The organism is Achromobacter sp. KK8, assembly GCF_054188005.1.
In genome coordinates, this window is the sequence record NZ_CM135178.1 from 3,252,726 (window position 1) to 3,275,302 (window position 22,577).

The following is a 22,577-nucleotide window of genomic DNA, read 5'->3' on the forward strand; positions in this document are numbered from 1 at the left end:
CGATCGCTGGCGGCGTGGCCGCCGGCCGGGCTTCGCGCCGGAACGGGGATTCTTGCGGTGTGCCGCTACGGCAAGCCGAGGCTTGCGCCAAGGGGCGGATGGCCGGGAAGATCGACGCTTCAGGTTCCGTGCCGGCAGGTCATGAGTCGTGGCGGGCGCAAGCACGGCGGCGATTGCCAGGGGGCTTGAAATGGTCTGGTGGTTGCCATTTCAGGTGCTGAAAATGCACGGAAGTACGGTATAACCGCAAAGTCTGGTGCAAGAATCGAGACAATCATGGACCGATTGAAAGCGATGCAGGTATTCGTGGAGGTCGCCGACCGGGGAAGCCTGTCGGCGGCGGCGGTCCATCTGGATATGTCGCGCGCCATGGTGTCGCGCTACCTGGCCGAAATGGAGCAATGGGTGGGCGTGCGCCTGCTGCATCGCACCACCCGGCGCCTGAGCCTGACGCCGGCCGGCGCCGAAACCTTGCCGCGGTGCCGGCAGATGCTTGACATGGTGGGCGACCTGCGCAGCGCCGTGTCCACTCCCGAGGACACGCCGCGGGGGCTGCTGCGCATGACCACCAGCATGTCGTTCGGCTCGCGGCATCTGGCGCGGGTGGTCACCGATTACGTCAAGCTGCATCCGGGTACGTCGGTCGACCTGATGCTGGTCGAGCGGGCGGTCAACCTCGTCGAAGAGCGGGTGGATCTGGCCGTGCGCATCACCAACGACCTGGATCCCAACCTGATTGCCCGCAAGCTGGCCGTGTGCCGTTCGGTCGTCTGCGCGTCGCCCGAATATCTGCAGCGTGAAGGCGAGCCAGCGCGGGTCGAGGACCTGTCCTTGCGCAATTGCCTGACCCACTCCTATTTCGGCAAGAGCCTGTGGCGTTTCGAGCGTGACGGGGTGCCTGTGGACGTGCCTGTCAGCGGCAACATCAGTGCCAATGAGGTGTCGGTGTTGCTGCAGGCGGCCCTGGAGGGCGCGGGCATCGCGATGCTGCCCACTTATTACGCCGCCGAATATGTTGCGCAGGGGCGGCTCAAGGCCATCCTGCCGCAGGCCAGGCCGCAGGAGCTCGGGATTTACGGCGTCTATGCGTCGCGCCGCCAGATGCCCCTGATCCTGCGTTCCATGCTGGACTTCCTGGTCGAAAGGCTGGGGCCGGCGCCATGGGATCAGTCCTAGGAATTGCTGCCGTGGGGGGATTGCCGGGTCGCCTGGGTTGAGGGCAGGGTATATAACGGTATAATTTGATTGCTGCCTCGACAGGCTGAGCGCTGCGCATCAGGGCTTTTGCCAATGTCCGCTAGCATGTAGTCTTAGAAAACATCTAAGAATCGTGGTTCCGATGTGTCGTGGTTCCGGCCGCACGGCTGGACATTGCGGGGTCGGATGCCAGGAGCACCAGGGGAGGCTCGCCGGATTTTCCGGATGACGGTGGCAGGCGCGTGGCGCCAGTGACCGATGCCTGACGATTCAGGTTCTTGATATCGATTGCCGCAATATCGATCGCCGCGAGAAGGCTGCCAGGCGGTGGCGCATCCCGCAGGCTCGTTGGCTCGTTGGCCAGCTTTTTCCAGATTTTGCTTATACGGTTCTTCGTTGACGGATTTACCGCTGACGAATTTGTCCCCGCCCTCGTCGGGGCGTATGCGCAGCCCATCCGGCGCGAACCTGCTCGCTAAACCGCGTAGCGATGGGTGCGCGGCTCGTGGGGTTGTTATTCGTGGGGCGTCCCGCGATGTGTGGCCGATGATGCGTGGCCGTTGATGTGGCCCTTGATGTGGCCCTTGATGCGGTGCTTGGCAGTAACTACAGGATTCTCGTGAGAAATACGCAAACCAGCGCTGTCTGTGGCGGTCCGGCCGATGTGGCGGTCCGGGTGGCTGCGCGGGTCGGTGGCTGTGAGGGTGGTTCGCCGGTTCGCCAGGCCCCGGCCCAGGTGGTTCTGGCCGAAGGCGCGCTTGCTCAAGGCGTTTTCACCCGAGCTGTCTTTACCCGGGGCGCCTTCACTCAAAAACGCATTTTTCCTGACGCGTTTGCCCGGAATATCTTTAACGATTCTTCGGCCGCAATTTTCTTCGGCCACAATTCTTCGGCCGCAAATGAAAAAGGCCCGGCGCATTCGCCAGGCCTTGATCAATTTGGTTGCGGGGGCAGGATTTGAACCTACGACCTTCGGGTTATGAGCCCGACGAGCTGCCAGACTGCTCCACCCCGCGTCTGAGAAAAGAATAATAGCCTTATTTTCAACCTAACGCAAGTTAGCCCTTTTTTGAATTTGAATGTCGATGAACGATAGCGAGGCGATACTCGTGCTGGAAACCGCGCTGCTTTGCGCGGTGCAGCCGATGCAACTGTCCGAAATGCGCAAGCTGTTCGGGGACGATGAACAATTCGACAACAGCGCATTGCGCGCGTTGCTCGAGACCCTGCAGAACAACTGGGCCGATGGCGGGCTGGAACTGGTGCAGCTGGCAACCGGATGGCGGTTTCAAAGCCGTCCCCACATGCAGCGCTACCTGGAACGGCTGAATCCCGAGAAGCCGCCCAAATATTCCCGCGCGGTGATGGAGACGCTGGCCATCGTGGCCTGGCGCCAGCCGGTGACCCGCGGCGACATCGAGGACATTCGCGGGGTAACGGTATCGTCGAACATCGTGAAGGCGTTGGAGGATCGCGGTTGGATCGAGGTGATCGGCCATCGCGATGCGCCGGGACGCCCGGCCCTGTTTGGCACCACGCGCCAGTTCCTCGATGATCTGGGCTTGCGCGCGCTGGACGAACTGCCGGCGCTCGAATCGGCGCATGCCGCCGCGGCCCTGGCTGGCCTGGACCTGGGCGAGGTGCAACAATTGGCGCAGGCCGCCGAAGAGGCCGATGCCGACACGGCTGGCGCGGCCAATGATGCCGGTGCGGTCGATGAATTGGAGGGGGCGGCGCCAGCGCCGGAGGCTGCCGAGTTGCCCGAGGGCGCCGATGGCGAGGCGGCCCAGACCAGTATTCCGGCTGTGGAATTGTCTGTTTCGGACGACGAAGCCACCATCGTGGCGGGCGATAGCGTAGAATCCCGGCTTTCGCGCGCAGAAGAAGACGCGATTCCCGCAGACGATGCCACCGTCCGGGCGCAAGCCGAAAGCTTGTCCGATGCGCCCTCTGCGGACATCGAGGATGCCGGGCGTTTCAATCAAGCCGAAACGCAGGCCGAAACGCCGCTGGTGGATGCCGCCCAAGAGGCGCATGGCGGGTTGTCCGAAAATCCCGCAGACGCTGACGCTTCCGATGCAGCCGCCGAGTCCGGCGTTGCAATCGAAGTTGCCCAGTACGCGGAAAGCGCGAAACCGACCGAACCGATAGACGAGGCTGAACCCCTGGCGCATGGCGTCGGGTCGTTCCAGACCGATACCGGCCCCGCCGCGGCGGAGTCGACCGAGCCGGATTCGGATCAGCCCGAGGCTGATCGCGAGCCGGAGTCCCCAGATGATGATGCGCCTGCTCCTGGCAGGCCTCCCCAAGTTTGACATTCGGAGCTGTCCCAGTGACAACGAATACAGCAATGCAGGACGACACCCCCCGTCCGGACGACGCCGTTTCCAATGGGCCGGCGGAAGCTTCCGCCGGCCGCGAACCGGCCGCCGAGGGCGAAGCCCGTGGCCGTGGCCGCAAATTGCGTACGCCGTTCCGCCGCCGTCGCGGTGACGCGGCCGCCGAGCAGGCTCCCGCTACCGAAGGGCAGGCCGCGACGGCTGGCCAGGCGGATGCGGCGGATGCCCGTGGCGGCGAGCAGGAAGCCGAGCAGGCGCTGTCGTACCTCGAGACCGCCGACCGCATGGAGCAGCGGTTGGGCAAGTACCTGAACAGCGAAGCCGTCATGCCCAAGCTGCACAAGGTGCTGGCGGATGCGGGCATTGGCTCGCGTCGAGAGATGGAAGAGCTGATCGTCGCCGGCCGTGTATCGGTCAACGGCGAGCCGGCGCACATCGGCCAGCGCGTGGCGCCGAATGACCAGGTGCGGGTCAATGGCAAGCCGATCATGCGGGCCAATACCAAGAAGCCGCCGCGCGTGATCCTGTATCACAAGCCGGCGGGTGAAATCGTCAGCCATGACGATCCGGGTGGCCGCGCCAGCGTGTTTGCGCGCCTGCCCAAGCTGCGCACCGGCAAGTGGCTGTCGGTCGGCCGGCTCGATCTGAATACCGAGGGTCTGCTGATCTTCACCACCTCGGGCGACATGGCCAACCGCATCATGCACCCGCGTTACGGCACCGAGCGTGAATACGCCGTGCGTGTGCTGGGCGAGATGGACGAGGCGCAGCGTCAATCGCTGGTCGATGGCATCGAGCTGGAAGACGGCGTGGCCGCTTTCGGCGCGCTCGATTACCTGGGTGGCGACGGCAGCAACCGTTGGTACCGGGTGACGCTGCAGGAAGGCCGCAATCGCGAAGTGCGCCGCATGTTCGAGGCGGTTGGCGTAACGGTCAGCCGGCTGATCCGCACCCGCTTTGGCGACGTGGTGTTGCCCCGCACGCTGCGTCGTGGCCGCTGGGAAGAATTGGACGCCTCGCTGGTCACCGCGCTGATGGTGCAGCTCGGGCTGTTGCGTGAAGACGACGAGTCGGGCGGCAACCGCCGTCGCTCCAAGCAACCGCAGTCGCATGACAGCGCCTTGCCTCCCGGCTTTGGCACCATGGACCGCAACGGCATGAACGGTGCCCGCATCGGTCGTCGCGGCAAGATCCAGGGTGGCCGTGCCGGCAGCGCTGGCCAGGCGGCGGCGTGTCCCTCCGATCCCTTTGGGACCGGCTTGATGATCGCGGGCGGCTATGCCAATGGGCACCCTCTGGCGGGCGAAGCCAACGGCAATCGCAAGGGCGGCAAGCCCGCTGGCGGTCGCGGCCAGGCGGGCACGGGTGGCAAGTCCGGCGGACGAGGCGGCAAGGCGGGTGGCGGCAAGGCGCGCGGCGTGCGTGCCGCGGCCGCTGGTTCGGCCGGCGCGCCGGAAGCGGCAGTGGGCGCTGGCCGGAAACCGGCGGGCGCCAAGCCTGGCGGCAAGCCGGCAGGCGCGCGCGGCGGCAATGCCGGCCGCGGGAACAAGCCGGCGGGAGCCGGTCGCGCGGGCAACAAGGCCGAGGGCGCGCGCGCCGGCGGCAACAAGGGGCCGGGCGCCGGTGGCAAGCCGCGCGCGGCCCGCGGCGGTTCGGCGCCTCGTGGCGACGACTGGCAGCCGCGTGGCGCCTCGGCCCATGAATCGCGCCTTGGCGTGATGGGCGGCCGAGGCGGCAGGGGGCGTTAAGCCACCCTCGGGGCGGCGCCAGGATGGCGCCGCCGGCCGGATGCGTCCCACTTAACCGTAAGCCCGTGACGAATCAGGCGTTTTTCCAGTTTATCTGGTAAAATCAATGGTTTTCATGGCTTCGCGTTCGTTGCGCGTTCCCTGGTTCGCGCCCCGCTTTTGCTGTCTGGCGCGCCGGAATGCCTGTTTGATGGCGTGCATCCTGGCTGTGGCGGTTGGCTCGGCGGGTGTGCAAGCAAATGCGGAATGCGAAGCTGGCGAATGCGTCGCAAGGGCGGCGCGAGCCGAAATTTAGGTCGCAATATAGGGCGCTGCCCAGCATTGCTCCTTACGTGCAGTAGGGTGGCGGCTGGGCACTGTGCAATACGGTGGGCTGGGCGTGCAGCCCATTTTTTTTGAGTATATGGCTGATTTATTCGCATTGACCGAAGAGGCACTGGCCGGCATGGACGTCGAACTCGTCGACGTCGAACGTGCCGCGCTGGGCCTTTTGCGCGTCACGATCGATCGGGTCGGCGGTGTGCGCATCGAAGACTGCGAGCAGGTGTCCCGCCAATTGTCGCGGGTGTACGAGGTCGAGAACATCGACTACAAGCGGCTGGAAGTCGGTTCGCCGGGCATTGACCGCCCGTTGCGCAACGAGGCCGAATTCCGTCGCTTCGCGGGCGAACGCATCGAGATCAAGCTGCGCGAGGCATTGGACGGACGCAAGGTCTTCTCCGGCACGTTGACCGTGCCCGAAGACGCGCCCGCGGCTTCGGACGCCGTGGCAGGCATGCACAAGACCGTGTTCGGTCTCGAATTTGAGGCAAAAAAGAACGAAATCCAGGTGTTGAATTTCACGGTCGACGATATCGAGCGTGCAAAACTGGATCCCGTTCTGGATTTCAAGGGCAAAAAGCGATGAGTCGCGAAATTCTTCTGTTGGTCGATGCCTTGGCGCGTGAAAAGAACGTCACGCGTGATGTCGTGTTCGGGGCGCTGGAAAGCGCGCTGGCCTCGGCCATGAAAAAGCGCTTCAAGGATGATGCGGACATTCGTGTTGCCATCGATCGTGAAACCGGTGACCACGAAGGGTTCCGCCGCTGGCTGGTGGTGCCCGACGAAGCGGGCCTGCAAGAGCCCGACAAGCAGGAAATGCTGTCGGACGCGGTCGAGATCGTGCCCAACATCCAGGTTGGCGAGTACATCGAGGAACCGCTCGAGCCCATCGAGTTCGGTCGTATCGGCGCCCAGGCCGCCAAGCAGGCGATCCTGCAGAAGATCCGCGACGCCGAGCGCGAACAGGTCCTGAACGACTTCCTGGATCGCGGCGAAACCATCGTGTCCGGCACCATCAAGCGCATGGACAAGGGCGACGCCATCATCGAGACCGGCAAGATCGAAGCGCGCCTGCCGCGTTCGGAAATGATCCCGAAGGAAAACCTGCGGGTCGCCGATCGCGTGCGCGCCTTCGTGTTGCGCGTCGACCACGCCGCTCGTGGCCAGCAGGTGATCCTGTCGCGCACCTCGCCCGAGTTCATCCGCCAGCTGTTCGAGAATGAAGTGCCCGAGATCGAGCAGGGCCTGCTCGAGATCAAGGCAGCCGCTCGCGACGCCGGCGTGCGTGCCAAGATCGCCGTGGTGGCATACGATAAGCGCATCGACCCCATCGGCACCTGCGTGGGCATGCGCGGTTCGCGCGTGACCGCCGTGCGCAATGAATTGGGCGGCGAGCAGGTCGACATCGTGCTGTGGTCGGAAGATCCGGCACAGTTCGTCATCGGCGCCCTGGCCCCGGCCAACGTCGAGTCCATCGTGGTGGACGAAGACAAGCACGCGATGGACGTCGTGGTGGACGAGGAAAACCTGCCCAAGGCGATCGGCGCCAAGGGTCAGAACGTGCGCCTGGCTTCCGAGCTGACCGGCTGGCAGATCAACATCATGACGCCGGAAGAAAGCCTGAACCGCCAGGAAGTCGAGCGTTCGGGCCTGCGCGCCACGTTCATGAACAAGCTGGACGTCGATGAGGAAGTCGCCGACATCCTGATCGACGAAGGTTTCACCGGTATCGAGGAAATCGCCTACGTGCCCATGCAGGAACTGCTGGAGATCGAGGCGTTCGACGAAGACACCATCAACGAGTTGCGCGCCCGTGCCCGCAATGCGCTGCTGACCGAGGCCATCGCCCAGGAAGAGCGTCTTGAAACGGCCCAGGATCTGCTCGAACTCGAAGGCGTGACGCCGGAACTGGCCGCCAAGCTGGCCGAGCGTCAAGTGCATACGCGTGATGATCTGGCCGAATTGGCGACGGACGAGCTGGCGGAAATCGCCGGCCTGACCGAGCAGGAAGCCAGCGACCTCATCATGCGTGCCCGCGCCCATTGGTTTGACGAAGAATAACCAAAAGGACACGGGTCTGCGGCGGATGGCCGTCAAGTCCGCCGCAAGTTCACGTTGTTTGTAATAGCTGCATATAGGGAAGAGAGAGCCTAATGTCGAGTAACACCGTCGCCCAGTTCGCTACCGAGCTGAAAATGCCTGCCAATGTGCTGCTGGAACAGCTGCGCTCGGCCGGCGTTGACCTCAAATCGGTGGACGATTCCGTCACCGACAGCGACAAGGCGAAATTGCTCGAATCGCTGCGCCGCGCCCACGGCGCGACCGAAGGCAAGAAGATCACCCTGACGCGCCGCCAGACCTCCGAGATCCGCCAGGCCGATGCCACCGGCCGCTCGCGCACCATCCAGGTCGAGGTCCGCAAGAAGCGCGTGTTCGTCAAGCGTGATCCCTCCGAACTGGCCCTGGAGCAGGCCGCCGCCGCTCGCGCCGAAGAGGAAGCGGGCGCGGAAGAAGCCGCGCAGGTGTCCGCGCCGGCCGCGCCCGAAGTGACGGCGCCGGTCGAGCCGCGCGAAGCCGCGCCGGTCCAGGCTCCCGCTCCGGCTCCGGCGCAGGAACCCGTTGCTGTAGAAGCGCCCGCGCCGGTGGAAGCGCCCGCGCCTGTTGAACCCGTCGCGGCCGAAGTGCCCGCCCCCGTTGCGGCCCCCGCCGCCGAAGTCCAGGCCCAGCCTGAACCGGAACCGACGCCGGCGCCCGCTCCTGCCGAGCCCGTGGCCGAAGAGGCCAAGCCCGAAGTCAAGACTGAATCCACCGAGCCCAAGGCTGAAGAAGCCAAGCCGGAACCCGTTGTGCTAGCCAATAAGTCCGAACCATCGTCCTCCCAGGCCGCCGCGCCTGTTGTCGCCCAGGTCCCGCCTGCGGCGAAGTCCGAACCCGCCAAGTCCGCCGCCAAGCCGGTCGAGGCCGCCGCGCCCGCCGCCAAGGTTGGCAACCGTGCCGACAACCGCCGCGCCGGCCCGCCGCTCGCCGCCTCCGCCACTGGCGCCGGCCGTGATGAGGCCCGCCGCGCCGCCGAGGCCGAAGCCGCCGCGTTGCGCGAAATGTTGAACCGCCCGCGCAAGGTGCTGCGCGCACCCGAACCGGAAGCGCCCGCCGCGGCAGCCGCGCCGATTTCGGGCACGCTGCACAAGCCGGCCGGCAAGGGGGCCGCGGGTCCTGGCGCCAAGAAGGACGCCAAGCCCGCCGCGCCTGGCACCAAGAAGACCATCAAGACGGCCGAAGTCGCCTCGACCTGGTCGGATGACGCCTCGCGCAAGAAGCCGGCCGACAAGCCGGCGGCGCCGGCCAGCCGCGACGGCTGGCGTGCCGGCGGCAAGGGCGGTGGCAAGGGTGGCGGCCGCGGTGGCCGCAACCAGCAGAATGATCGCCGCAACGAGCCGGCGCCGCAGGAATTCATCGCGCGCGAAGTGCACGTGCCGGAAACCATCAGCGTGGCCGACCTGGCCCACAAGATGTCCGTCAAGGCCGCCGAAGTCATCAAGCAATTGATGAAGCTGGGCCAGATGGTCACCATCAACCAGGTGCTGGACCAGGAAACCGCCATGATCGTGGTCGAGGAACTGGGCCACGTGGCGATCGCCGCCAAGCTCGATGACCCGGAAGCCTTCCTGGACGAAACCGCCAGCGTGTCGGAAGCCGAACAGCTGCCGCGCGCTCCGGTCGTGACCGTGATGGGCCACGTCGACCACGGCAAGACCTCGCTGCTGGACTACATCCGCCGCGCCAAGGTTGCCGCGGGCGAAGCCGGCGGCATTACGCAGCACATCGGCGCCTACCACGTGGAAACCGAGCGTGGCATGGTGACCTTCCTGGATACCCCGGGCCACGAGGCGTTCACCGCCATGCGTGCCCGTGGCGCCAAGGCCACCGACATCGTCATCCTGGTCTGCGCGGCCGACGACGGCGTGATGCCGCAGACGCGCGAAGCCATCCACCATGCCAAGGCCGCCGGCGTGCCGATGGTGGTGGCCATGACCAAGATCGACAAGCCCAGCGCCAACCCCGAGCGCGTCAAGCAGGAGCTGGTCGCCGAGGAAGTGGTGCCGGAAGAATACGGCGGCGACGTGCCGTTCGTGCCGGTGTCGGCCAAGACCGGCGAGGGCATCGACGCCCTGCTCGAGAACGTGCTGCTGCAGGCCGAACTGCTGGAACTGAAGGCGCCGGTGGACGCGCCCGCCAAGGGCCTGGTGATCGAAGCCCGCCTGGACAAGGGCCGCGGCCCCGTCGCGACCATCCTGGTCCAGAGCGGCACGCTGCACCGTGGCGACGTGGTGCTTGCCGGCGCCAGCTTCGGCCGCGTGCGCGCCATGCTCGACGAGAACGGCAAGCCGATCCAGGCAGCCGGTCCGTCCATCCCCGTGGAAATCCAGGGCCTGACCGAAGTGCCGGCCGCCGGCGACGAGCTGATGGTGCTGTCCGACGAGCGCAAGGCGCGCGAGATCGCGCTGTTCCGCCAGGGCAAGTTCCGCGACGTCAAGCTGGCGCGCCAGCAGGCCGCCAAGCTGGAATCGATGTTCGACAACCTGGGCGAAGGCACCCAGACCCTGGCGCTGATCGTCAAGACCGACGTCCAGGGTTCGCAGGAAGCGCTGGTGCAGTCGCTGACCAAGCTGTCGACCGACGAAGTGCGCGTGCAAGTGGTGCACGCGGCCGTGGGCGGCATCTCGGAAAGCGACATCAACCTGGCGATCGCCTCGAACGCCGTGGTGATCGGCTTCAACGTCCGCGCCGAAGCCAGCGCCAAGAAGCTGGCCGAGACCAACGGCATCGACGTGCGCTACTACAACATCATCTACGACGCCGTGGACGAGGTGAAGGCAGCCATGTCGGGCATGTTGGCGCCCGAGAAGAAGGAAGAGATCATCGGCCTGGTCGAGATCCGCGAGGTCTACAGCATCTCCCGCATCGGCAACATCGCCGGTTGCATGGTGCTCGACGGCCTGGTGCGTCGCGATTCGCAGGTCCGCCTGCTGCGCAACAACGTGGTCCAGTGGACCGGCCAGCTCGATTCGCTGCGCCGCTTCAAGGACGACGTCAAGGAAGTCAAGTCGGGCTTCGATTGCGGTCTTACGCTGCGCGGCAACAACGACATCCAGGTGGGCGACCAGCTGGAAGTCTTTGAAATCAAGGAAATCGCGCGTACGCTGTAAAGCGTCGCGAGGCATTGCTTCCAATGAGCCGTCACAAGTCCAAAGCCATCCCCGGCCGCAATCTGCGGCTGGCCGACCAGATCCAGAAGGATCTGGCCGGGATCATCCAGCGCGAGATCGACACGACCCGCGCTGGCTTGATCACGCTCTCCGGTGTGGAACTGTCGACCGACTACGCGCATGCCAAGGTGTATTTCACGGTCCTGGGCGCCGAGCCCGAGGCCGCGACCGCCTTGCTGAACGAGAAGGCCGGCTGGCTGCACTCCCAGCTGTACAAGCTGCTGCACATTCATACTGTCCCCACTTTGCGCTTCTTCCACGACGAGCAGATTGCCCGTGGTATCGAAATGTCGATCCTCATCGACCGCGCAAACCGGCCCGGCCCGCACTCGGGCGTGCCCGACGAACCTGAAGACCAGTCCTGATCGGGCTGTCGTCACTGCTTTAATTTCCGGATTCCGACGATGGCTAAACGACGCGGGCTTGCGCTCGACGGTGTGCTGTTGCTCGACAAACCCGTAGGTTTGTCGAGCAACCACGCCTTGCAACGCGCCAAGCGTGCCATGGACGCGGCGAAGGCCGGCCATACCGGCACCCTCGACCCCTTTGCCACCGGCCTGCTGGTGTGCTGCATGGGCCGGGCAACCAAGATTTCCGGCGCGATGCTTGACGCCGACAAGGCCTATCGCGCTACGCTGCAATTTGGCGAGGAAACCGATTCCGGCGACCTGACCGGCAACGTGGTGGCCACCGCCGCGCCGGGCTTCGTGGTCGAGGAACAGGCGCTGCGCGACGCGCTGTCACGTTTCTCGGGCACGATCGAGCAGATTCCGCCCATGTATTCGGCGCTCAAGCGCGACGGCAAGCCGCTGTACGAATACGCGCGGGCCGGCATCGAGTTGGAACGCCCGCCGCGGCAGATTACGATTTACCGCATCGAGCTGCTGTCCCTGAACGGGACGCAGGCAGAGATCGATGTGGCTTGCAGTAAAGGCACATACATCCGGACGCTGGCCCAGGACATCGGGCGCGCGCTGGGCTGTTACGCCCACCTGGCGGCGCTGCGGCGCACGCACGTCGGGCCATTTTCTCTGGAACGCGCCGTTGCGCTGGATGCCTTGCAGGCGATGCCAGACCCCAAGCAGGCATTGCTTGCACTGAACGAATTGCCGGCGGGCTTGCTGCCCGCCACCACCTTAAAGGACTCGCTATGACTCGCGCCTTGCGCAACGTCGCCATCATCGCCCACGTGGACCACGGTAAAACCACCCTGGTCGACCAGCTGCTGCGCCAATCCGGCACCTTCCGCGAAAACCAGGCGCTGACCGAACGGGTCATGGACTCGAACGACCTGGAAAAAGAACGCGGCATCACGATTCTGGCCAAGAACTGTGCCGTTGAATACGAAGGTACGCACATCAACATCGTCGACACCCCGGGGCACGCGGACTTCGGCGGCGAAGTCGAGCGCGTGCTGTCGATGGTCGACGGCGTGCTGCTGCTGGTCGATGCCGTCGAAGGCCCGATGCCGCAGACCATCTTCGTGACCCGCAAGGCGCTGGCCCTGGGCCTGAAGCCCATCGTGGTGGTCAACAAGGTTGACCGTCCGGGCGCCCGCACCGATTTCGTCATCAACGCCACCTTCGACCTGTTCGACAAGCTGGGCGCGACCGACGAGCAACTGGACTTCCCGGTGGTGTACGCCTCGGGCCTGTCCGGCTACGCCGGCCTGACGCCGGACGTGCGCGAAGGCGACATGCGCCCGCTGTTCGAAGCCATCCTGCAGCACGTGCCGCAGCGCGACGACGATCCCAACGGCCCGCTGCAGATGCAGATCATCTCGCTGGACTACAACAGCTACGTCGGCAAGATCGGCGTGGGCCGCATCAACCGCGGCCGCATGCGTCCCGGCATGGAAGTGGCCTACAAGTTCGGTCCCGAGGGCCAGGGCGGCCGCGGCCGCATCAACCAGGTGCTGAAGTTCCACGGCCTGGAGCGCATCGTGGTGGACGAAGCCGAAGCCGGCGACATCGTGCTGATCAACGGTATCGAAGACCTGGGCATCGGCTGCACCGTGACCGACCCGGTGACGCAGGACGTGCTGCCGATGCTGCGCATCGACGAGCCGACGTTGACCATGAACTTCATGGTCAACACCTCGCCGCTGGCCGGCCGTGAAGGCAAGTTCGTCACCAGCCGCCAGCTGCGCGACCGCCTGGACCGCGAACTGAAGTCGAACGTGGCGCTGCGCGTGCGCGACACCGGCGACGACACCGTGTTCGAAGTGTCGGGCCGCGGCGAACTGCACCTGACCATCCTGCTGGAAACGATGCGCCGCGAAGGCTACGAGCTGGCGGTGTCGCGTCCGCGCGTGGTGTTCAAGGAAGTCGACGGCGTCAAGTGCGAGCCGTTCGAATCGCTGACCATCGACGTCGAAGACGCCCACCAGGGCGGCGTGATGGAAGAATTGGGCCGCCGCAAGGGCGACCTGCAGGACATGCAGCCGGACGGCCGCGGCCGCACCCGCCTGGAATACCTGATTCCGGCCCGTGGCCTGATCGGCTTCCAGAACGAGTTCCTGACGCTGACGCGCGGCACCGGCCTGATGAGCCACATCTTCCACGAATACGCGCCCATCAAGGAAGGCTCGATCGGCGAGCGCCGCAACGGCGTGCTGATCAGCCAGGACAACGGCGACGCCGTGGCCTACGCGCTGTGGAAGCTGCAGGATCGCGGCCGCATGTTCGTGAACCCGGGCGATGCGCTGTACGAAGGCATGATCATCGGCATCCACAGTCGCGACAACGACCTGGTCGTGAACCCGATCAAGGGCAAGCAGCTGACCAACGTGCGCGCCTCGGGCACCGACGAAGCGGTGCGCCTGGTGCCGCCGATCCAGATGTCGCTGGAATACGCCGTGGAATTCATCGACGACGACGAGCTGGTCGAAATCACGCCCAAGTCGATCCGCCTGCGCAAGCGCTACTTGCAGGAAAACGAGCGCAAGCGCGCCGCGCGCGAATCCGCCGTGTAAGGCGGGGCGGGGTTCAGGCCCCGCGCGCCTGGCAATCGGAAAGCCGCACGCCCTTCGGGGTGCGCGGCTTTTTTCATTCGTGGCCGCGGGCTTGCCGGCGGCGCTGTTCAAGCTGTCGACGGCCCACACGCTGCCGACCACGCGGCGCAGCGGCCGCCGCCCGCGCGCCGGCACGCGGGCTCAGGCGTGCTGGTGCCGGTATTCCTGCGTCTTGCCGCCATAGCCATAGGCGGCCGCGCGCGCGTCGATTACATGCACGTAGGAACATTCGTGCAGCTCGCCGAGGATCTCGCCGAAGGCTGCGTAGATCTCCTGGATGAAGCGCGCCTTCTCGGCCTTGGTGTTGGTCTCGTCGGTGACGCTGATGTCCAGGTGAAAGGCGTTCCTGCCCAGTTCCGACAAGGGGCGCCCGCCGATGAACCATTGGTCCAGCGGAATGTGCTGCAGCGTGATGGCGATGACCGGCAGCTTCTTGCCGAGCACCGACTGGGTCAGGCTGGCGACCGAATCGACGATGCGGCGGTTGCGGGCGGCGTCGGGCTGGCCGGATACGTGGACGACGATGTGGGGCATGACAGGCTCCTTGGGTGAGGGGAATGGAGCCAGTGTAGGGACGGCATTGACATCGGAAAAGCGGGAATTTACGATTGCTTCCATCGTATAAACCGTTGGATAAGCCATGTCCGGATTCGATCTCGACCAGTTGCGCACGCTGGTGGCGGTGCTGGATGCGGGCAGCCTGACGGCGGCCGCGCCCAAGGTGTTCCTGTCGCAATCCTCCGTCAGCGAACAGATGCGCAAGCTGGAGGAGCGGGCCGGCCAGCCGCTGCTGGTCCGCGGCAAGTCGGGCGTGGTCGCGACCCCCGCGGGCGAACGCCTGCTGGCGCATGCGCGCGCCATCCTGGCGCTCAGCGACGAAGCCTACCGCGACCTGCGCGGCGTGGCGCTGCGTGGAGAGTTGCGGCTGTGCATCACCGACTACTTCCGGCCCGGCGACGTGGCGCGCCTGCTGCGGCGCCTGAACGAGCAGTATCCCCAGGTGCGCATGCACGTCACCATCATGAAAAGCGGCGCGATCGAGGCCGCCTACGAACGCGGCGAAGTCGATGTCGGCATTTCGATGGTGATCCTGGAGCGCGGCGCGTCGAAAGGGCGGGCGTCGGGACCATTGCTGCGGCGTGAGTCGTTGCTGTGGATGGCGGCCGAGGGCGCGTCGGCGCCGCCGGAACCGTTGCCATTGCTGGCGCTGCCCGAGACCTGCGCGTTGCGCCAGTATGCCGAACGATTGCTGGCTCGGCGCGCCGTGCCGTACGCCGTGGCGCACGTGGCCTCGGGCGTCGCGGGGTTGCAACTGGCGATCGGTGCGGGGCTGGGCGTGGCCTGCTTGAACGAGTCGGCACTGGCGCCAGGCATCGGCCGCCTGCAGGCGCCCGGCCTGCCGCCGTTGCCCGACGTTGAATTCCGCCTGCTGCCGGCGCGGCCGGGCGAAGATGCCTTTATCGGCCAGGCGCGCGAAGCGATCGAGCGGGCGCTGCGTTGAGCCGGTTTCGGCGCGGCGGTCAGGGGGCGGGTTGTTCCGGCGCGCGCATCAACCAGTGCAGGAATTCGCGGCCGGGACCTGCCTGTCCGACGATGGCGCCGATGGGCTGGAAGGCGCCCGGCGATTCGATCAGCAGGCGCTGAAAATGGCCATGTTGCAGATACCAGCCGGCCAGCGTCAGCGGCACCATGGCCAGCGCCTGCTGCGCCTGCATGACGGCGATCAGCAGTGGCATGGGTGGCGCGGCGCTGGCCAGGCGGCATAGCCGCGGAACCACGCCGGCGCGTTCGAAGAAAGCGGTGAAGACGGCGTGGATCGCCAGTTCCGGACGTGGCTGGATCCAGAGCTGGGTTGCCACCTGCGCCAATGTCGGCGCGGCGTCGCTGGCGAGCAACGGATGGCCGGGCGTGGCGACGATGACGGCGCCATCCTGTTGCAGCGGGACGAAGTCCAGGCCGGCGGGCATCGCTTCGGGGCGTCGGCACAGCAGCATGTCCAGATTGCCCGCGGCCGCCAGCGGCAGCAATTGTTCGCGGCTGCCTTCCTGCAAGTCCACCTGCAGGTCCGGATGGGCCCGCATGTAGGCCGGCAGATGCTGCGCCAGCAGGCCGCTGCTGGCTGCCGGGATGGCGCCCAAGCGCAGGCTGCCGGCGGCGCCGCCGCGCAGGGCCGCGACCGAGTCGGTCGAGGCGCGCAGCGAGGTGAGCATGCCGCGCGCGCAATCGGCCATCAACTGCCCGCAGCGGGTGGCGCGCATGCCGCGCGCATGGCGTTCGAACAGTTCCACGCCCAGCAGGGATTCGATGTCCGCCAGGGCATGGGTGGCGGCCGGCTGGCTCATGCCGATCTGCGCGGCGGCCTGTTGCAGGCTGCCGAGCTCGGCGACCCCGGCCAGCAGTTGCAGGTGGCGCAGGCGCCCCTTGGCCAGCAGCCGGGCGAGCAGGGTGGCGGGAGCGACGTCCATGGATCGAACATTCCGGAGCGAGATATTCAAAATATGAATATATTGGTCGGTTAATGTATTTGAAATAAGGATATGCCCTGCCCAGAATGGCGTGACGCCGGCTACCGGTTTCCACTCAAGGATTCGCCGTTCCATGAAGTCCCGTCTGTTGCATGCTTTCGTCTGCGCCGCACTGGTCGGCGTTTCGTCCCTGGCGCACGCGCAGGGCGTCTATCCCTCGCAGCCGGTGCGCCTGATCGTGCCGTTCGCGCCCGGCGGTTCCACCGATGTCCTGGCGCGGGCGGTGGCCGACGGCCTGCGCAAGGAACTGGGCCAGAGCGTGGTGGTGGAGAACCGCGCCGGCGCCGGCGGCCTGATCGGCACCGAGGCGGTGGCGCGGGCCGAGCCCGACGGCTATACGCTGGGCATGGCCACCGTCAGCACCATGGCGGTCAATCCGCTGTTGTACGGTACGGCGCGCGTCGATCCGGCAAAGCAACTGACGGCGGTGGGTTCGGTGGCGAATGTGCCGGTGGTGTGGATGGTGAACCCGGCCTTTCCGGCGACGGACTTCGCGCAGTTCCTGGCCGAATTGCGGGCGCATCCGGGCAAGTATTCCTTCGGTTCGCCAGGCGTGGGGTCGCTCGGGCACCTGAACCTGGCGGCGATGAATGCCGACCTCCAGGTCGAGGTGTTGCACGTGCCCTACCGGGGCATGGGCCCCGCGTTGACGGCCGCCGTGGGCGGCGAGGTGCAGGTGCAGCAGGATCAGTACGCCTCGGCCCAGTCCTTGATCAAGGCGGGCAAGCTGCGCCCGATCGCGGTGGCGGCCCCCGCGCGACTGGCCGGCCTGCCGCAGCTGCCGACGCTGGCCGAACTGGGCTACCCGCAGTTGAATGCGCTGGGCCAGACCTGGTTTGGCCTGGTGGCGCCGGCGGGCACGCCCGAGGCCGTGGTGCTGCGCCTGAACGACGCGGTGCGGCGAGCGCTGGCCGAGCCGGCGCTGGTGCAGCGGCTGGCCACCCTGGGCGCCGAGCCCGACACCGGCACGCCGCAGGCTTTCAGCCAGCGCATCGCGCAGACCCTGGCCGCCAATCGCAAAATCATTGAAACTGCCGCCATCAAGCTCGACGAATGACGTTTTGCCGCCGCCGGCGACGTACCGTGGCCGGCGCCCCCAGATCCTGTAGACCGCCACTGGAGACACGATGGGAGCCATCGATATTCTTGCCCCGTTCATCGACGCGCGCAGCGACCGCTACGCCGAGTTGAGCGACCGCATCTGGAGCCTGGCCGAATTGCGCTACGACGAGCACAAATCGGCCGAACTGCACATCGCCATGCTGGAAGAGGCCGGCTTTCGCGTTACCCGCGACGCGGCCGGCATTCCGACGGCGTTCGTCGCCGAGGCGGGCGCCGGCGGCCCGGTGATCGGCATCCTGGGCGAGTACGACGCCCTGTCCGGCCTGAGCCAGGAAAGCGGCGCCTACGCCTGCCAGCCGTCGCCGGAAACGCCCAACGGCAACGGTCATGGCTGCGGCCACCACCTGCTGGGCACGGCCGCGCATTTCGCGGCGGTGGCGGTCAAGGAATTCCTCGAACGCAATGGCCTGCCGGGCCGTATCCGTTTCTATGGCTGTCCGGCCGAGGAGGGCGGCTCGGGCAAGACCTTCATGGCGCGCGCCGGCCTGTTCGACGACCTGGACGCGGCGCTGACCTGGCATCCGGCTTCGCACACCGGCATCTTCCACCAGTCGTCGCTGGCCAACATCCAGGCCTATTTCCGCTTTCGTGGCGTGGCGGCGCACGCGGCCAATTCGCCGCACCTGGGACGCAGCGCGCTGGACGCGGTGGAACTGATGAACGTAGGCGTGAACTACCTGCGCGAGCACATGGTGCCGGACGCGCGGGTGCACTACGCGGTGACCAACAGCGGCGGCATCTCGCCCAACGTGGTGCAGGCCCGCGCCGAAGTGCTGTACCTGGTGCGCGCGCCGATCAATTCGCAGGCCGCCGAGCTGTACGAACGGGTCAAGAACGTGGCCCGCGGCGCGGCGCTGATGACCGGCTGCGAGCTGGAGATCGTGTTCGACAAGGCCTGCTCCAACTACATTCCCAACGGCGTGCTGAACCAGGTCATGTACGCCAACATGCAGGCGCTGCAGGGACCCGCTTACACCGAGGGCGAACAGCAGGCCGCGCGCCGCATGTGGGACGCGATTTCGGCCGATGACATCGACAACGCCGGCAAGAACCTGGGCGCGGTGCTGCGCAATCCGACGCCGTTGTTCAGCGGCGTGGCGCCCTACGAGCCCGGCAGGCACGAGATCAGCTACGGCTCGACCGACGTGGGCGACGTCAGCTGGGTGACGCCCACCGCGCAATGCTGGGGCGCCTGCTATGCCTACGGCACGCCGTTCCATTCGTGGCAGATGGTGGCGCAGGGCAAGCTGTCGCTGGCGCACAAGGGCATGGTGCACGCGGCCAAGATCATCGCGGCCACGGCGGCGGATCTCTATCGGCAGCCCGAGACGCTGGCGCGCGCCAGGGAAGAGTTGTTGGAAATGCGCCGCGGCCAGCCGTACGTCTGCCCGATTCCGGCGGACGTGCTGCCGTCGTTCATGCGCAAGTAGGCGCAGGCGGGCGGCCGCGATCCGCGGCCGCCCGGTATTGCCGGGCGTCTTTCCCGGCCAGCGGGCGTCAGGCCGGCAGAGACGGCGCGTATTGCGCTTCCGTGCTGACCTTCTGGTGGAACTCGACCACTTTGCGCACGACCTTGCGCGGATCATCCTCGATGATGAACAGATCCAGGTCGTGCGCCCCGATCATGCCATTGCCCAGTACCTGGCCGCCCAGCCATTCGACCAGGCCGGACCAGTATTCGCTGCCCACCAGCACGATGGGCGCGGGCGGGACCTTGCCGGTCTGGATCAGCGTCAACGCTTCGAAGAGCTCGTCCAGGGTGCCGAAGCCGCCCGGCATCGCCACGTAGGCGAAGCTGTGCATGAAGAACGTGGCCTTGCGGGAGAAAAAGTACTCAAACGACAGACTGATGGTCTGATACTCGTTGTTATGGGCTTCGTGCGGCAGGCTGATGTTCAGCCCGATGCTGGTGCCGCCGGTTTCGAAGGCCCCCTTGTTGGCCGCCTCCATGATGCCCGGGCCGCCGCCCGCGATGACCGCGAACCCCGCTTCGGCCAGGGCGGCCGAGATTGCCACGGTGGTTTCATAGTGGGGGGAGTTGCGGCTGACGCGCGCGCTGCCGAAGACACTGACCGCGGGCCCGATGTGCGCGAGCTTTTCCGCCGCCGTCCGTATCTCTGACATAATCAGCGGAATTTGTTTTTCGGCGGGCGTCGCCGCAATTGCCGTCGCAGTTGTTGCCGCAGTTGTTGCCATATCTGCCTTTGTAACCATGAAAAAAACCTTATTGCTGGTCGACGGTTCAAGCTACTTGTACCGCGCTTTCCACGCTATGCCTGATTTGCGCAATGCGCAAGGCGAACCTACAGGTGCGCTGTACGGCGTAGTCAATATGTTGCGCAAGCTTGTATCCGACTATAAGGCAGAGTATGCCGCATGTATTTTCGATGCGCGTGGCAAGACGTTCCGCGACGATCTGTATCCGGAATACAAGTCGCACCGTCCGCCCATGCCGGAAGACCTGGCGGCCCAGATCGAGCCCATCCACCGCGCCGTGCGCGCCCTGGGCTGGCCGGTGCTGGCCATCGAGGGGGTCGAGGCCGATGACGTGATCGGCACGCTGGCCTGCCGCGCCGCCGAACGCGGCGTGCATACGGTGGTGTCCACCGGCGACAAGGACCTGGCGCAACTGGTCAACAGCCACGTCACCCTGGTCAACACCATGAGCGGCGAGGTGCTGGACGAGGCCGGCGTGCTCAACAAGTTCGGCGTGGCGCCGGACCGCATCGTCGACTACCTGATGCTGGTGGGCGATACCGTCGACAACGTTCCGGGCGTGACCAAGGTCGGCCCCAAGACGGCCGCCAAGTGGATCTCCGAGTTCGGCTCGATCGACAAGCTGGTCGAAGGCGCCGAAGGCATCAAGGGCGTGGCGGGCAACAACCTGCGCGAAGCCATCCCCAATTTCCCGCTGACGCGCCAGCTGCTGACGGTGAAGTGCGACTGCGACCTGACCGGCCACGTCGACAGCGTCGACGACCTGACGCCGCGCGATCGCGACGACGCCACCCTGACCGAACTGTACGAACGCTACGGTTTCCGCACCTGGCTGCGCGATCTGACCGGCGACGCCGAGCGCGTGCCGACGGGCGACGCCCGCGTGGCGGCCGAAGTGCCGGCCGCGCCCACGGAGCTGGATTACCGCATCATTGCCGACTGGCCGGCGTTCGACGCCTGGATGGAACTGGTGGACAAGGCGGCGCTGGTGGCGGTGGATACGGAGACCACCTCGCTGGACGAGATGCAGGCCAAATTGGTCGGCCTGTCGATGGCGGTGGCGCCGGGCGTGGCCTGCTATATCCCGGTCGCGCACCGCGGCCCGGACGGCGCCACGCAACTGCCCAAGGATGAGGTGCTGGCACGGCTGCGTCCGTGGCTGGAAGACGCCTCGCGCGCCAAGCTGCTGCATCACGCCAAGTACGACACTCACGTGTTCGCCAACGAGGGCATCCGCCTGGCGGGCATCGCCGAAGACACCATGCTGCAGGCCTACGTGCTGGAGTCGCATCGCGGCGTCGGCCTGAACGACCTGGCGCAGCGCTACCTGGGCCGCAGCGGGGTTTCGTACGAAGACCTGTGCGGCAAGGGCGCCAAGCAGATCGGCTTCGACGAAGTGGCGGTGGACAAGGCCGGCCACTACGCCGCCGAGGATGCCGACTTCACGCTGCAACTGCACCAGGTGCTGCGCCCGCAGGTGGCGGCCGATGCCGGGCTGGAACGCATCTACCTGCTGGAAATGCAGGTGTCGGCGGTACTGACCACGATCGAGCGCAACGGCGTCAAGGTCGATGCGGCGGAACTCGGCCGCCAGAGCCACAAGCTGGGCCAGGAAATGCTGCAGCTCGAGCAGAAGGCCTATGAACTGGCAGGGCAGCCCTTCAACCTGAATTCGCCCAAGCAGTTGGGCGAGATCCTGTTCGGACGCATGCAGTTGCCGGTGGTGCGCAAGACCGCCGGCGGCGCGCCATCGACCGACGAGGAAGTGCTGAGCAAGCTGGCGCAGGACTACCCGCTGCCGCAGGTGCTGCTGGAGTACCGCGGGCTGTCCAAGCTGAAGTCCACTTACACGGACAAGCTGCCGCGCATGATCAATCCCGATACCGGCCGCGTGCACACGCACTATTCGCAGGCCGCGGTGATCACCGGCCGCCTGGCGTCGTCCGATCCCAACCTGCAGAACATCCCGGTGCGCACCGAGGCCGGGCGCCGGGTGCGCGAGGCCTTCATCGCCGAGCAGGGCCTGCTGCTGTCGGCCGACTATTCGCAGATCGAGCTGCGCATCATGGCGCACGTGTCGGACGACGCCAACCTGCAGCGCGCCTTCGCGGCCGGCGAGGACATCCACCGCGCCACGGCGTCGGAAGTGTTCGGCGTGGCGCTGGCGGACGTGTCGTCCGAGCAGCGGCGCGCGGCCAAGGCGATCAACTTCGGCCTGATCTACGGCATGGGCGTGTTCGGCCTGGCATCCAACCTGGGTATCACGCGCGACGCGGCGCAAGCGTATATCGACCGCTACTTCGCCCGCTATCCCGGCGTGGCCATGTACATGGAGAACACGCGCCGAGTGGCCCGCGAGCAAGGCTACGTCGAGACCGTGTTCGGGCGCCGGCTGCAACTGCCGGAAATCCGCGGCGCCTCGGGCCCGCGTCGCCAGGGCGCCGAGCGCGCGGCGATCAACGCGCCGATGCAGGGCACCGCGGCCGACCTCATCAAGATGGCGATGGTGGCGGTGCAGGACTGGCTCGAAGCCGAAAAGCTGCAGACCCGCATGATCATGCAGGTGCACGACGAACTGGTGCTGGAAGCGCCGGACGCCGAACTGGAGCTGGTCAAGCAAACCCTGCCGCGCCTGATGTGCAACGTGGCCGAGCTGCGTGTGCCGCTGGTGGCCGAGGTGGGCGTGGGCAAGAACTGGGAACAGGCGCACTGAAGCCCGGGCGCGGCGTCACTGGCGCCGCGTGGGCGAGGAGCGCGGGCCGCGCAAGGGAAGGGCACGGCTTCCTTGGGCGGCCTATTTCCGCTTTTCTCCCTGCAACAATATAATG

General features: G+C 66.3%; 17 protein-coding genes and 1 tRNA gene. 13 read left to right on the plus strand and 5 right to left on the minus strand.

The window, feature by feature from the left end:
• Positions 1-276 precede the first annotated feature (276 nt).
• Positions 277-1,176, plus strand: coding sequence for a LysR family transcriptional regulator (locus ACVN9Z_RS14965; RefSeq protein ID WP_006388323.1), 900 nt, complete (start codon positions 277-279; stop codon positions 1,174-1,176).
• A gap of 535 nt (positions 1,177-1,711) precedes the next feature.
• On the opposite strand, the gene ACVN9Z_RS14970 is transcribed toward ACVN9Z_RS14965, so the two are convergent.
• Positions 1,712-2,134 carry a hypothetical protein gene (locus ACVN9Z_RS14970; RefSeq protein WP_458212367.1) on the minus strand — a complete coding sequence of 141 codons (423 nt, stop codon included), beginning with the start codon at positions 2,132-2,134 and terminating at the stop codon, positions 1,712-1,714.
• Between the two features lie 2 nt (positions 2,135-2,136).
• Positions 2,137-2,213: transfer RNA gene (locus ACVN9Z_RS14975), tRNA-Met, on the minus strand.
• Positions 2,214-2,276: 63 nt separating this feature from the next.
• Between ACVN9Z_RS14975 and scpB the strand changes: the two genes are divergently transcribed.
• From scpB to typA, 8 genes are all read left to right on the plus strand, one after another.
• Complete coding sequence (scpB, locus tag ACVN9Z_RS14980; protein WP_053501349.1) at positions 2,277-3,512, plus strand: SMC-Scp complex subunit ScpB; 1,236 nt, start codon at positions 2,277-2,279, stop codon at positions 3,510-3,512.
• Positions 3,513-3,547: 35 nt separating this feature from the next.
• Positions 3,548-5,284, plus strand: a complete 1,737-nt coding sequence (gene rluB, locus ACVN9Z_RS14985; RefSeq protein ID WP_458212368.1) for a 23S rRNA pseudouridine(2605) synthase RluB — start codon at positions 3,548-3,550, stop codon at positions 5,282-5,284.
• Positions 5,285-5,687: 403 nt separating this feature from the next.
• Positions 5,688-6,191, plus strand: coding sequence for a ribosome maturation factor RimP (gene rimP, locus ACVN9Z_RS14990; RefSeq protein ID WP_026383122.1), 504 nt, complete (start codon positions 5,688-5,690; stop codon positions 6,189-6,191).
• Entirely contained in the window at positions 6,188-7,666 is a 1,479-nt protein-coding gene (gene nusA, locus ACVN9Z_RS14995; protein WP_006388330.1) for a transcription termination factor NusA, read from the plus strand. Before rimP ends, nusA begins: the two co-directional genes overlap by 4 nt.
• A 92-nt stretch (positions 7,667-7,758) precedes the next feature.
• The gene (gene infB, locus ACVN9Z_RS15000; RefSeq protein WP_038503098.1) at positions 7,759-10,812 is read left to right on the plus strand and encodes a translation initiation factor IF-2; all 3,054 of its coding nucleotides are present in this window, start codon (positions 7,759-7,761) and stop codon (positions 10,810-10,812) included.
• 23 nt (positions 10,813-10,835) lie between these two features.
• Positions 10,836-11,237, plus strand: coding sequence for a 30S ribosome-binding factor RbfA (gene rbfA, locus ACVN9Z_RS15005; RefSeq protein WP_006388333.1), 402 nt, complete (start codon positions 10,836-10,838; stop codon positions 11,235-11,237).
• A 39-nt stretch (positions 11,238-11,276) separates the two neighbouring features.
• On the plus strand, positions 11,277-12,026 hold the full coding sequence (gene truB / locus ACVN9Z_RS15010; RefSeq protein WP_006388334.1) for a tRNA pseudouridine(55) synthase TruB: 750 nt from the start codon (positions 11,277-11,279) through the stop codon (positions 12,024-12,026).
• Positions 12,023-13,846 carry a translational GTPase TypA gene (gene typA / locus ACVN9Z_RS15015; protein WP_006388335.1) on the plus strand — a complete coding sequence of 608 codons (1,824 nt, stop codon included), beginning with the start codon at positions 12,023-12,025 and terminating at the stop codon, positions 13,844-13,846. The genes truB and typA overlap by 4 nt, the downstream gene beginning before the upstream one ends.
• 180 nt (positions 13,847-14,026) lie before the next feature.
• Here typA and ACVN9Z_RS15020 read toward each other — a convergent pair whose 3' ends face one another.
• On the minus strand, positions 14,027-14,419 hold the full coding sequence (locus ACVN9Z_RS15020) for a tautomerase family protein (protein ID WP_006388336.1): 393 nt from the start codon (positions 14,417-14,419) through the stop codon (positions 14,027-14,029).
• Positions 14,420-14,525: 106 nt separating this feature from the next.
• Here ACVN9Z_RS15020 and ACVN9Z_RS15025 point away from each other — a divergent pair, with 106 nt between their 5' ends.
• A complete protein-coding gene (locus tag ACVN9Z_RS15025) occupies positions 14,526-15,386 on the plus strand; it encodes a LysR family transcriptional regulator (protein WP_054480935.1) in 861 nt (286 codons plus the stop codon).
• 19 nt (positions 15,387-15,405) lie between these two features.
• On the opposite strand, the gene ACVN9Z_RS15030 is transcribed toward ACVN9Z_RS15025, so the two are convergent.
• On the minus strand, positions 15,406-16,350 hold the full coding sequence (locus tag ACVN9Z_RS15030; RefSeq protein WP_054437327.1) for a LysR family transcriptional regulator: 945 nt from the start codon (positions 16,348-16,350) through the stop codon (positions 15,406-15,408).
• Positions 16,351-16,483: 133 nt separating this feature from the next.
• Between ACVN9Z_RS15030 and ACVN9Z_RS15035 the strand changes: the two genes are divergently transcribed.
• Together ACVN9Z_RS15035 and ACVN9Z_RS15040 are read left to right on the plus strand one after the other, a co-directional pair.
• Complete coding sequence (locus tag ACVN9Z_RS15035) at positions 16,484-17,467, plus strand: Bug family tripartite tricarboxylate transporter substrate binding protein (RefSeq protein WP_006388339.1); 984 nt, start codon at positions 16,484-16,486, stop codon at positions 17,465-17,467.
• Between the two features lie 70 nt (positions 17,468-17,537).
• Positions 17,538-18,962 carry a M20 family metallopeptidase gene (locus ACVN9Z_RS15040; protein WP_458212369.1) on the plus strand — a complete coding sequence of 475 codons (1,425 nt, stop codon included), beginning with the start codon at positions 17,538-17,540 and terminating at the stop codon, positions 18,960-18,962.
• A 67-nt stretch (positions 18,963-19,029) separates the two neighbouring features.
• Here ACVN9Z_RS15040 and ACVN9Z_RS15045 read toward each other — a convergent pair whose 3' ends face one another.
• Positions 19,030-19,746: an LOG family protein gene (locus tag ACVN9Z_RS15045; protein ID WP_444978597.1), complete on the minus strand. Its 717-nt coding sequence runs from the start codon at positions 19,744-19,746 to the stop codon at positions 19,030-19,032.
• On the opposite strand from ACVN9Z_RS15045, the gene polA reads away from it, so the two are divergent.
• On the plus strand, positions 19,745-22,462 hold the full coding sequence (gene polA, locus ACVN9Z_RS15050; RefSeq protein WP_049050832.1) for a DNA polymerase I: 2,718 nt from the start codon (positions 19,745-19,747) through the stop codon (positions 22,460-22,462). The genes ACVN9Z_RS15045 and polA overlap by 2 nt on opposite strands.
• Positions 22,463-22,577 lie beyond the last annotated feature (115 nt).

What these genes read in the sequence shown, in the direction of transcription:
- infB (WP_038503098.1), top strand. Translation starts at nt 7,759, where the DNA reads ATGTCGAGTAACACCGTCGCCCAGTTCGCTACCGAGCTGAAAATGCCT.
- rluB (WP_458212368.1), top strand. Translation starts at nt 3,548, where the DNA reads ATGCAGGACGACACCCCCCGTCCGGACGACGCCGTTTCCAATGGGCCG.
- rbfA (WP_006388333.1), top strand. Translation starts at nt 10,836, where the DNA reads ATGAGCCGTCACAAGTCCAAAGCCATCCCCGGCCGCAATCTGCGGCTG.
- ACVN9Z_RS15020 (WP_006388336.1), bottom strand. Translation starts at nt 14,419, where the DNA reads ATGCCCCACATCGTCGTCCACGTATCCGGCCAGCCCGACGCCGCCCGC.
- ACVN9Z_RS15045 (WP_444978597.1), bottom strand. Translation starts at nt 19,746, where the DNA reads ATGGTTACAAAGGCAGATATGGCAACAACTGCGGCAACAACTGCGACG.
- rimP (WP_026383122.1), top strand. Translation starts at nt 5,688, where the DNA reads ATGGCTGATTTATTCGCATTGACCGAAGAGGCACTGGCCGGCATGGAC.
- nusA (WP_006388330.1), top strand. Translation starts at nt 6,188, where the DNA reads ATGAGTCGCGAAATTCTTCTGTTGGTCGATGCCTTGGCGCGTGAAAAG.
- ACVN9Z_RS15040 (WP_458212369.1), top strand. Translation starts at nt 17,538, where the DNA reads ATGGGAGCCATCGATATTCTTGCCCCGTTCATCGACGCGCGCAGCGAC.
- ACVN9Z_RS15030 (WP_054437327.1), bottom strand. Translation starts at nt 16,350, where the DNA reads ATGGACGTCGCTCCCGCCACCCTGCTCGCCCGGCTGCTGGCCAAGGGG.
- typA (WP_006388335.1), top strand. Translation starts at nt 12,023, where the DNA reads ATGACTCGCGCCTTGCGCAACGTCGCCATCATCGCCCACGTGGACCAC.
- scpB (WP_053501349.1), top strand. Translation starts at nt 2,277, where the DNA reads ATGTCGATGAACGATAGCGAGGCGATACTCGTGCTGGAAACCGCGCTG.
- truB (WP_006388334.1), top strand. Translation starts at nt 11,277, where the DNA reads ATGGCTAAACGACGCGGGCTTGCGCTCGACGGTGTGCTGTTGCTCGAC.
- ACVN9Z_RS15035 (WP_006388339.1), top strand. Translation starts at nt 16,484, where the DNA reads ATGAAGTCCCGTCTGTTGCATGCTTTCGTCTGCGCCGCACTGGTCGGC.
- ACVN9Z_RS14965 (WP_006388323.1), top strand. Translation starts at nt 277, where the DNA reads ATGGACCGATTGAAAGCGATGCAGGTATTCGTGGAGGTCGCCGACCGG.
- polA (WP_049050832.1), top strand. Translation starts at nt 19,745, where the DNA reads ATGAAAAAAACCTTATTGCTGGTCGACGGTTCAAGCTACTTGTACCGC.
- ACVN9Z_RS15025 (WP_054480935.1), top strand. Translation starts at nt 14,526, where the DNA reads ATGTCCGGATTCGATCTCGACCAGTTGCGCACGCTGGTGGCGGTGCTG.